Below are 10,560 nucleotides of genomic sequence, written 5' to 3'. Positions count from 1 at the left end.
AGATGTTCCTTTAACCCCTTACATTCAGACACTGGATATGGAGCTAGAAGCTATTGAAAAAGGTGGCTATGAGCACTTCATGCTGAAGGAAATATTCGAACAGCCAAAGTCAATAAGCGATTGTATGAGAGGCCGCCTTGATGCCAATGAAGGAAGATTAGTATTAGGAGGAATAAGAGAATACGCCAATAAGCTTGTTAATGCAGACAGAATTATAATTGTAGCCTGCGGCACTTCATGGCATGCTGGACTTGTTGCTGAATATTTCTTCGAGGAATTCTGTAGAATTCCTGTTGAAGTTGAGTACGCTTCTGAATTCAGATATAGAAACCCTATAATTAAAGAAGGTGATGTCGTAATTGCTATATCACAATCTGGTGAAACTGCTGATACTTTAGCAGCCATAGAATTAGCCAAATCTAAAGGTGCTATCATTTTTGGTGTATGTAATGTGGTAGGCTCTTCTATTGCAAGAACCTCTCATGAAGGAGCTTACACACATGCCGGACCTGAAATAGGTGTTGCGAGTACTAAAGCTTTTACAGCTCAACTGACTGTCCTTAATATGATAGCTCTGAGAGTAGCACATAGAAAAGGTACAATTTCAGAAAGAAGATATAGGGAGCTTCTTGTTGAACTTGAGAACATTCCAGCTAAAGTTGAGAAAGCGCTAAAGCTTGAACCTCAAATTAAGGAAATTGCTGAGCTATTTAAAGATGCTCGGAATTTTCTATACCTAGGCAGGGGCTTTAACTTTCCAGTTGCGTTAGAAGGTGCATTAAAGCTTAAGGAGATTAGTTACATACACGCTGAAGGTTACCCGGCAGCAGAAATGAAACATGGCCCTATTGCTCTTATAGATGAGGAAATGCCTGTTGTATTTATTGCAACTAGGGACAGTAGCTATGATAAAGTAGTTTCTAATATCCAAGAAGTAAAAGCTCGAAAAGGAAAGGTTATAGCAGTGGTCACAGAAGGCGATGTACTGATACCCAAGATGGCTGAATATGTGATTGAGGTTCCTAAAACTGATGAAGCATTAATGCCCATGGTATCTGTTATACCTTTGCAATTGCTATCTTACCATATTGCTGTAATGAGAGGTTGCAATGTTGATCAGCCCAGGAATTTGGCTAAATCGGTAACAGTAGAATAACTAAGACTTTAAATATTCTTGTTTTAAAAGAGGGGCGATCTTATATCGCTCCTCTTTTGTATCCTCATATAAGGCTTCCAAAGTTTCATATACTTGAGAAATTCCAATTCTCTCGCACCATTCAAAAGGACCGAACGGATAGTTGGTTCCTAACTTCATCCCCTGATCTATATCCTCTTTGCTAGCGGTGCCTTCCATTACTGTATAAAATGCCTCATTTATAATCATCAAGACCACTCGTGGTGTAACCATTCCCACCCTATCATCAACAACCTCATATTGAAAATCAAGCTGAGTTAATAGGTTCTCATTTACATGTCCATTAATTGAAGTCAATTCTAAAACCTCTCTATCGAAAAATGTAGGTAACCCATTAAATCCATATATGCTGTTGTCCCAACTACCATAAGTAAATTGTAGTTCTCCCAATGAAATTCTCACAGTATTTAAAAATACAGCAACCTTCTCTAATTTAGCATAGTGCTCAACGAGCTCTGGATTTTCATCAATCATAAAATCAAAAATAAAGTCAAAGGTCAAAGGATCTGTACAATCAAAAAAGTCATACACATGTGTTAGTGAATGCTGGTTTTCGAGCTTATTTTGAGCTTCTGCAAACGACCTTTCTGAACCTACAATTAATATTTTCATTTCAACTCTTAAATAATTCTAATTAAAGACACTAATAAACGATATTAGAGAGGCAAAAATAGAGATAACAAAAAACTATACTACTATGAAAAAGATTATTAACAGCAATCTCGCACCGGAACCAATTGGCCCATACAGTCAGGCTGTTTTAGCAGGCAATACCTTATACATTTCAGGTCAAATAGCTATCGATCGCTCAACAGGTGAAATGATTGATTCCGACATAGAGTCAGAAACTGCTCAAGTTATGAAAAATCTGGATGCAATTTTAAGTGAAGCTGGTTATGAATTTAAGAATGTTGTCAAGTGCAGCATCTTTGTAAAAAGCATGGATGATTTTACTAAAATTAATGCTGTATATGGCCAAAGTTTTACTGAAAATCCTCCAGCCAGAGAAACTGTGGAAGTAAGTCGTCTACCGAAAGATGTGAATGTTGAAATATCATGTATTGCTATAAAATAGCTAACCTAATGATGAATGCGCATCACTGTCATTCAAGCCTATAATTTGTTAGCTTTGCACTCCTAAATTTATAAGTATGCAGAACGGGGTAAGAGTAAGATTCGCACCAAGTCCTACAGGGGCTTTACATATTGGTGGTGTAAGAACGGCATTATATAACTATCTGTTTGCCAAAAAGAATAATGGCACGATGGTTTTGAGAGTTGAAGATACAGATCAAGCTAGATATGTTGAAGGCGCTGAAGATTATATTCTCAATGCTTTGGAATGGGTTGGGATAATTCCTGACGAAAGTCCCAAAGTAGGTGGTGATTTTGGGCCATATAGACAGTCTCAAAGGAAGAGCATGTATATGGAGTATGCCAAGAAGCTTGTGGATGAAGGAAATGCTTATTATGCATTTGATACTTCTGAAGAGCTTGAAGCTATGCGTGAGCGCCTAAAAGCTGCCAAAGTGGACAATCCGCAGTACAATGCTATCACCAGAATGCAAATGAACAACTCTTTAACCCTAACAGAAGAGGAAGTTAAAGAAAGGTTAGACTCTGGAGTTCCTTATGTAATAAGATTAAAAGTACCCCGAAAAGAAGAAGTAAGGCTTAATGACATGGTACGGGGCTGGGTAATGGTGCATTCTTCAGCAATAGACGACAAAGTATTGATGAAATCTGATGGGATGCCAACATATCATCTTGCTAATGTTGTTGATGATCATTTAATGAAAATAACCCATGTTATAAGAGGAGAGGAATGGCTTCCTTCAGCTCCATTGCATGTGCTTTTATACAAGTTTTTAGGTTGGGAGGATTCAATGCCTCAATTTGCTCACTTACCGCTACTACTAAAACCTGATGGCAATGGAAAATTGAGTAAAAGAGATGGAGACAAATTAGGGTTTCCTGTATTTCCGATAACTGGAGAATTTGCAGGCAAAGACGGTAGACCTGAAACATTTAGTGGCTTTAGAGAAGCTGGATATCTACCAGATGCATTCTTAAACTTCCTTGCCTTTTTAGGTTGGAATCCAGGAACAGAGGAAGAAATATTCTCAATGGAAGCCCTTACAGAAGCTTTCACTGTAGAGAGAATAGGCAAATCGGGAACAAAGTTTGACATCGAAAAGGCTAAATGGTACAATCAACAGTACCTGAAAGCAAAAACAGGAGAAGAATTGACGAGCTATATAAAGCCCAACTTAACAAGCGATCATATCACTTATAGCGATGAAATGTTATCTAAAATATGTGACACGCTAAAAGAGCGCGTGACATTCCCTCAGGAAATTTGGACCGAAGGACAATTTTTCTTTACAACTCCAACAAGTTATGACGAGGGTATAGTGGCTAAAAAATGGAACGAAACTGCTGTTTCCGTTTTTTCTGAATACATTGATAAGATCAGTTCTGTTGAAGACTTCAATGCTGATAATGCGAAAACACTTCTAATTGAAATACTTGATGAGCGTGGATTTAAAATCGGTCTGGTAATGCAAGCATTAAGAATTGCACTGACTGGAAAGGGCTCTGGGCCTGATTTAATGGACATCATGGAAATTCTTGGAAAAAAAGAGGTAGAAAAAAGAATTCTTAAAGCCATTGAGGTGTTACCATTAAAAATGGAGAGCTAACACCATGGCAAAGAGAAATTCAAAAAAGGACGAAAAGAAAAAAGAAAAACCAACGGTAAATCCAGAGTTAGATGGTTTTAACATAGAAATTGATTCCTTTGGAGAGTTAAGAACAAGCTTCAGCATTGATAAAATCAATGAATTTTTGAATAAGAATGTCGAAGATAAGAAGCTTATAGATCGAGAAGATTACAAAGAGATTAAAAATAAACCAGCAGATGAAGAGGAGTAAACTACTCCTCTTTTTTGTTTTACACAACTTTAAGCACCCACCTCTCCTTTCCTAATAAAATAAGCACTATTCAGCTCATTTTGAATGACTTATAAATGATATATTTGCCCAATTTTATAAACCAAATGTATTGCAATAATGACTAAAATCGGCATCCTAAAAGAGGGTAAAATTCCTGTTGATAAAAGAGTTCCTATTATTCCTTCTCAAACCAAAGAAGCTCTTGAAAAATTTTCAGATTTAGAAATAGTGGCCCAGACCAGCGACATCAGGTGTTTTGAGGATGCTGATTATACAAATGTGGGTATTGAGATTGTAAAGGAAGTTGAAGATTGTGATATCCTGCTTGGGGTAAAAGAAGTTCCTATTGATAATCTCATTCCAAATAAGACCTATTTGTTCTTTTCACACACCATCAAAGAGCAATCATATAATAGAGAGCTTTTAAGAGCAATTCTAAAAAAGAATATTAGACTAATTGATTATGAGCTACTCACTGATGAAAACAAAACTCGTATCGTAGCATTCGGCAGGTATGCTGGAATTGTGGGAGCTTACAATGGCATATTAACCTACGGAAAAAGGTATAACCAGTTTAAGATCAGGCCCGCACATGAATGTTTTGATTTGGAAGATTTGAAAACGGAATATCAAAAAGTGAAACTTCCGCGTATAAAAATAGCCGTAACGGGAGGCGGTAGAGTATCCAGAGGGGCAATGGAGGTGCTAGATGGCATGCACATTAGAAAAGTTACACCAGCTGAATTTTTAGAAAACTTATATGATGAGCCTGTATATACCCAGCTTAATAGCAGGGATTATAACAAACCAATTAATGGTGGTGAGTTTAACAGGAATGAGTTCTATAAGCAGCCTGAAAATTATGAAAGTGACTTCTTGAAATTTGCTAAAGTAGCAGACATACTGATTGCCGGAGCATTTTGGGCACCAGAGGCTCCAGTATTATTTAAGAGAGAAGACATTATTAGACCTGACTTTCGAATTCGGGTAATAGCAGACATTACCTGTGACATAGAAGGTTCTATTCCTTCCACTAAAAGATCAAGTACAATTGATGACCCAATCTACGATTACAATCCAACCGATAACGAAGTTGAGGCACCATTAAAAGATGAAGGAAATATAACGGTAATGGCTGTTGATAACCTCCCTTGTGAGCTACCCAGAGACGCATCTACAGACTTTGGTCATGAAATGGTCAATAATGTACTACCTCACTTACTTGGAGAAGATAAACAAGAGGTAATTAAAAGAGCGACTATTGCAGAAAATGGAAAACTCACAGAAAGGTTTCAGTATTTACAAAATTATGTTGACGGCAAATAAACGATAGTGCCCAGTTAGGCGTTATGGTTATGTTCTTCAAGGATTTATAGTAATTTTTTACTTACTTAGAAGTATTATGGTTGAAACAAACCTTCTAAAAAATGCCCAGTCTTATAGTGAAGAAGTTCTGCAATCTCTTCCTGATGAATTTATCTATCACAATTTGCAACATACCCTCGAGGTTGTAGAAGCTGTAGATATAATTGGTAAAGAAGAGCACTTATCAGAGGAAGAGCTTGAGGATGTGAAACTTGCCGCCTGGTTTCATGATCTGGGCTACAATTGTGATTCAAATAATCATGAAGAGGAGAGTATCCGGTTAATGAGGGAAAAGTTTTCTGAATGGGGAATGGAAGAAACCCGAATTGAGAGAATAGCTAAAATAATTGCTAGTACTAAAATGCCTCAAAGCCCCACAGATAAATTGTCTGAGGTTATTTGTGATGCTGACTTATTTCATTTATCAACTGAAAATTTTGCCAATAAAAGTGAAGCTTTAAGGGGTGAAATTGGTAGACTTTGCGATCAGCAAATGGCACAAACTGACTGGATGAACAAGACATTAAAGTTCATTGACCAACATAAATATTTTACCAATTATGGGCAAAATGTGCTTGAACCACGTAAGCAAGAGAATATAAAGCAGGTAAAAAAAAAGTTGAAAAAGAAACAGAAGTCAACCGAAAAGCTTGAAGCCCAGATAACCAAGCTTGAAGAAAAGTTAGCAAAAGCTAAAATTCAAAAGCCCGACAGAGGCATAGAAACTATGTTTCGAATCACTTCCAAAAATCATTTACAATTGAGTGCTATGGCTGATAATAAGGCCAATATCATGATCTCAATTAATTCTATTATCCTTTCTGTATTAGTTTCAGTACTGTTTAGAAAGTTTGAAGATTGGCCTCAGCTTATCATTCCTGCCATGCTACTTGTTTTTGTATGCCTCACTACAATTGTTTTTGCGGTGCTGGCTACAAGGCCAAATGTGTCTTCCGGTAAGTTTACCACTGAAGAAATAAGAGAAAAGAAAACCAACTTGCTGTTTTTCGGCAACTTTCACAGCATGGAGCTAGACAATTATATGTGGGGTATGCGAGAAATGATGAAAGATGCTGATTTCCTATATGGCAGCATGATAAAGGATATTTACTTTTTAGGGATTGTTCTTGGTAAGAAATACAGAATGCTCAGAAAGTCCTACAACGTGTTCATGTTTGGGTTCATTATCTCCATCCTAAGCTTTATTACTGCAATGTTGCTCTATCCAACTGCAGGTTGATTAAATCTTTTTGACCTCTCCTATCTTCCTTAGCTTTTCAACATCTAAATTTATTAATTCAGCTCTTACTCAAATGGCTCCCATTGGAAAACATAGCTGTTGTAAGATTTATTTTAATTCTTGCTCACCAAATACACCTTAGCACCTTGAGCTTCATAATAATCCAACTGCTCATAAGTAGGTATTTTTTCATTTAGATACTCAATTCCATTTGGTGGATACATATGAGAGAAAACAATCCATACTCTATTAGTCAGTGCATTAAATTCATCTAAGAACTTTTCATAATGATCACTTGATGCAACTCCGACTATACAATGATCGCTTTCAGTGAAGTAGTCTTCTTTATAAAATTTAAATGCAGCATGACTTCCAAAATATAAATATACTATATCCTCAGGCTGTTTATTTTTCTTTACGTATTGCAATACTGGTTTTATATCCTCTCTAATAGGTGGATGAACAAAGTACTCTGACATGATATTGAATGATCTATAAAGTAATGTGACAATCAATAACGCTGCCAGTGCGGTCCTGTGTTTAAAAAACCCAACAATAAATTCTATTCCAACAAATTCAAAGAAAATAACAAATGGAAGAATGTAGAGAATCAGTCGTCCATTGAAGGGGTATAGCTGAAAGTAGGATAGTACCAAGTGTATTAAAATGGGAAGAAATAGATATGTGTAGTGTCTCTTAGACTTACGAAAAAACACTGAAAAAACGCCTATAATAAACAACCCCAATGCTAGATTGGCTGCATCACTATGACTAACAATATTCATGAACAAATCATGAAATGTTTCATCAAGCCATTTAAAAGCTTCTTCAAACTCATGGGGTAAAAAGGAGTTACGCCAATACCTTAGCATTCCTTCTCTATGAGGGTTGCCTTGAATAAAAGATGTATAATAAAAAAAGAAACTAATCAGCCATAATACATTTGCCGATATGATGACAAAAAATTTGCGGAGATCAAACTTTTTGAGCGGAGGTAACCAAAGTGCAAACCCTAAAGAAAGTAAAATTATAGGTGTAATGTTAGAGAACCAGATAGAAATAGCACCAACCACTCCCAATAAGAAAATCGACCAATAGTTCTTTTTTTTGAAACAAAACCTATAGAATATCCAAAAAAGTAATACTGCTATAAACAAATCGGTCATATATTGCTTTAGTTCTGAGGCATAGTAGGTCAATGTGTAAGGCAAAATAGATGCAAAAGCGATAACCAAGCCCCATCCTTTTGACAATAGAACTCTTGAAAGATCATAGAGAAGGTAAATAGCTGCGATTGAAGTAATAAATGGTATCAGCCGTAAGGCATATTCATTAAGTCCAAATATGTTGCTCATTAACTCTTCTAACCACAGAAACCCAATGGGTGCAACCTGTGAGTAGTCTAAAGGCTCGAGTAATTGCATATAATCTCGGCTCTTGAAATTATTTGCTAAAAATGCTTCATCAAGCCAAAATGATCTATTAGTTAAATATTGCCTGCCTCTTACAGCAAAACCTAAGACTAAAATACCTATTAGATAGATTCTATTTGAAATCTTTCCAAAAACTTGAGAAAGGAATTCGTCTGAAAAATAATGGTCCATCCATTTCATTAGATGACCTTAATATTTGAAAGATTTCATTGAAAGCTTTTAATTCATAAATGTTTGCCAAAATAAATTATAATTTCATTCAATACTTCCCAAATACTCATAAAAATCAATCTGACTTCTTACTTTACTTTTTCCTTCAACAGGAACATTGTTTAATTCCACATCTAGCATTACGCCCTTAATATTATCATTCAATTGAAGCTCAAGCATCTTAAGAATTTGTTCCTTAAACTCCCTTTTAAGAACAGGAAACACCACTTCTATCCTTCGCTCCAGATTACGATTCATCCAATCAGCAGAGCCTTGGTATAACTCATCATCTCCATTGTTATAGAAATAGAATGCTCTGCTATGCTCTAAATATTGATCTACTATCCTATGAACATTAATATTATCACTCATGCCCTTTACTCCAGGTATAAGGCAGCAAATAGAACGTACAATCATATCAATTTTAACCCCCGCCTCACTAGCTTGATATAACTTGCTGATCATGCCCTGATGCTGCAGGTTATTTATTTTGATAATGATCAAAGCCTTCTTCCCTGCTTTGGCATTTTCAATTTCTCGGTCAATTAATGATTCAAAACGATCAATAATATTAAATTGAGACACCAGAAGAGTTTCGAAATTCGGAGTTTCCTGTTTCTCAAGAAACAAAAACAGCTGGTCTAATTCAGTGGTCAGCTTTTCATTGGTTGACAGCAGGGCCTGATCCGCATATATAGTAGCGGTTTTTTCGTTGAAGTTGCCAGTTCCAAAATATCCATAATTAACTTTTTTTCCTTCAGAATTCCTTCTGGTAATAACAGCCACCTTAGCATGCACTTTCAGTCCAGGCATACTGTATATTATCTTAACCCCAGCAGCTTTCATTTTTTCTGCCCATTTGAGATTGTTTTGTTCATCAAACCTTGCTTTGAGTTCTACAAAGACGGTAACCTTTTTACCATTAATGGCAGCGCTTATCAAAGCATTACAGATAAATGACTCCGGAGCAATTCTATAAAATGTAGCCTTTATTTGTTTCACCTCCGGATCGAGTGCTGCCTCATTGAAGAACCGCAGCACATAGTCATAAGACTGATATGGAAAGTGCATAAGCTGGTCCGACTTATCAATGGCATCGAATATTGATTTGTACCTTTCAATACCCTTTATCTTTAAAGGCGACTTATAATCATACTCTAGCTCAGGTGACAACGGATTCTTTAAGCCAAACAAGTCATTCATGTTATGATACCTACCGCCAGGAACCATGTCATCATCCACTAAATCAAATCTGCCTTTTAGGTATTCAGCCATTTCCACCGACATGGTGGCATCATATAAAAATCTGGAAGGTACCCCAAGATTTCTTTTCGCAATCTGTTTTTGGATTTTCTTAACTAAATCTCCAGAGTACTCATCCTCAATATTGAGCTCTGCATCTCTATTAAGTTTAATAGAATAACAGCCTTGAATCTTATAATTAGGAAATAAGAAATCCAGATTTTCTCTAATGATATCATCAATGATAATGAAATAATGAAGCTTGTTGATTGTTGGAAGTTTAACGAACCTATCGAGAAAGTTTGAAGGTATATTCACTAAAGCATACTCTGACTCATTCAACTGATTAACTAAGTCAATAACAAAATACAGCTGTTTATTTTCAAGAAACACCTTTCTTGTTTTCTTCCCTGTTAGTATATGAGGCTGTAGGTAGGATAAAATTCTGCTTCTGAAATAATGGTTTATCGCATCATTATGATCATTTAAGGGCTGTTCGTCTCTGTATAAAACAATCCCGTGCTTCTTAAGCTCAGGAATAGTCACTTCTCTTTTTATTCTACCAAACTCTTCCTGTTGTACATGGACCTCTCTGAGTATAGAATCAAGTACTACACGCGGATCATCACTCAAACGCTTATAAATCTTCTTTTTATCGATACTAATAATACTCCTGATAGATGCCACTCTAACTATAAAGAATTCATCAAGGTTCGAAGAGTATATTGCAAGAAACTTTATCCGCTCATACAGTGGCACATCAGGATTGCCTGCTTCTTGAAGTATCCTTTTGTTAAATGAAAGCCAGGAAAGGTCACGATTGAAATAGGTATGTTTTTCACCCATTTTGGGTCTATTTAGTTCTGCTTTAAATTACTACTTATACAAAGTAATAAGAAACGATATATTTGATTTAACTG

The 10,560-nt window shown here is 36.1% G+C and carries 9 protein-coding genes; 6 read left to right on the top strand and 3 right to left on the bottom strand.

Features of this window, described 5'->3' with window-relative positions; all coding sequences use genetic code 11:
* On the top strand, positions 1 to 1,156 hold a 1,156-nt coding region (gene glmS, locus E1140_RS04840), incomplete at its 5' end, for a glutamine--fructose-6-phosphate transaminase (isomerizing) (RefSeq protein ID WP_155179621.1).
* Here the strand turns inward: glmS and E1140_RS04835 are convergent.
* Entirely contained in the window at positions 1,157 to 1,807 is a 651-nt protein-coding gene (locus E1140_RS04835) for a 3-hydroxyacyl-CoA dehydrogenase family protein (RefSeq protein WP_155179619.1), read from the bottom strand.
* Positions 1,808 to 1,892: 85 nt separating this feature from the next.
* Here E1140_RS04835 and E1140_RS04830 point away from each other — a divergent pair, with 85 nt between their 5' ends.
* The 5 genes from E1140_RS04830 to E1140_RS04810 all read left to right on the top strand — a co-directional run bounded on the left by E1140_RS04830 (position 1,893) and on the right by E1140_RS04810 (position 6,755).
* Positions 1,893 to 2,270, top strand: a complete 378-nt coding sequence (locus tag E1140_RS04830) for a RidA family protein (RefSeq protein WP_155179617.1) — start codon at positions 1,893 to 1,895, stop codon at positions 2,268 to 2,270.
* Between the two features lie 76 nt (positions 2,271 to 2,346).
* The gene (gene gltX / locus E1140_RS04825; RefSeq protein WP_155179615.1) at positions 2,347 to 3,897 is read left to right on the top strand and encodes a glutamate--tRNA ligase; all 1,551 of its coding nucleotides are present in this window, start codon (positions 2,347 to 2,349) and stop codon (positions 3,895 to 3,897) included.
* A gap of 4 nt (positions 3,898 to 3,901) precedes the next feature.
* The gene (locus E1140_RS04820; RefSeq protein WP_155179613.1) at positions 3,902 to 4,129 is read left to right on the top strand and encodes a hypothetical protein; all 228 of its coding nucleotides are present in this window, start codon (positions 3,902 to 3,904) and stop codon (positions 4,127 to 4,129) included.
* A 138-nt stretch (positions 4,130 to 4,267) separates the two neighbouring features.
* A complete protein-coding gene (locus E1140_RS04815) occupies positions 4,268 to 5,476 on the top strand; it encodes an NAD(P)-dependent oxidoreductase (protein WP_155179611.1) in 1,209 nt (402 codons plus the stop codon).
* A gap of 76 nt (positions 5,477 to 5,552) precedes the next feature.
* Positions 5,553 to 6,755 (top strand): Pycsar system effector family protein, encoded by a 1,203-nt coding sequence (locus E1140_RS04810; protein WP_155179609.1) that lies wholly within the window; start codon positions 5,553 to 5,555, stop codon positions 6,753 to 6,755.
* A 113-nt stretch (positions 6,756 to 6,868) separates the two neighbouring features.
* Here the strand turns inward: E1140_RS04810 and E1140_RS04805 are convergent, their stop codons facing one another.
* Together E1140_RS04805 and ppk1 are read right to left on the bottom strand one after the other, a co-directional pair.
* The gene (locus tag E1140_RS04805; RefSeq protein WP_155179607.1) at positions 6,869 to 8,368 is read right to left on the bottom strand and encodes a glycosyltransferase family 39 protein; all 1,500 of its coding nucleotides are present in this window, start codon (positions 8,366 to 8,368) and stop codon (positions 6,869 to 6,871) included.
* 75 nt (positions 8,369 to 8,443) lie between these two features.
* Entirely contained in the window at positions 8,444 to 10,486 is a 2,043-nt protein-coding gene (gene ppk1, locus E1140_RS04800) for a polyphosphate kinase 1 (RefSeq protein WP_155179605.1), read from the bottom strand.
* Positions 10,487 to 10,560: the final 74 nt, after the last annotated feature.

Origin of the sequence: Fulvivirga lutimaris, from assembly GCF_009711525.1 — a bacterium.
Lineage (GTDB): Bacteria > Bacteroidota > Bacteroidia > Cytophagales > Cyclobacteriaceae > Fulvivirga > Fulvivirga lutimaris.
The sequence above is the reverse complement of the archived record's forward strand: the minus strand, read 5'-3'. Positions and strand labels throughout refer to the sequence as shown.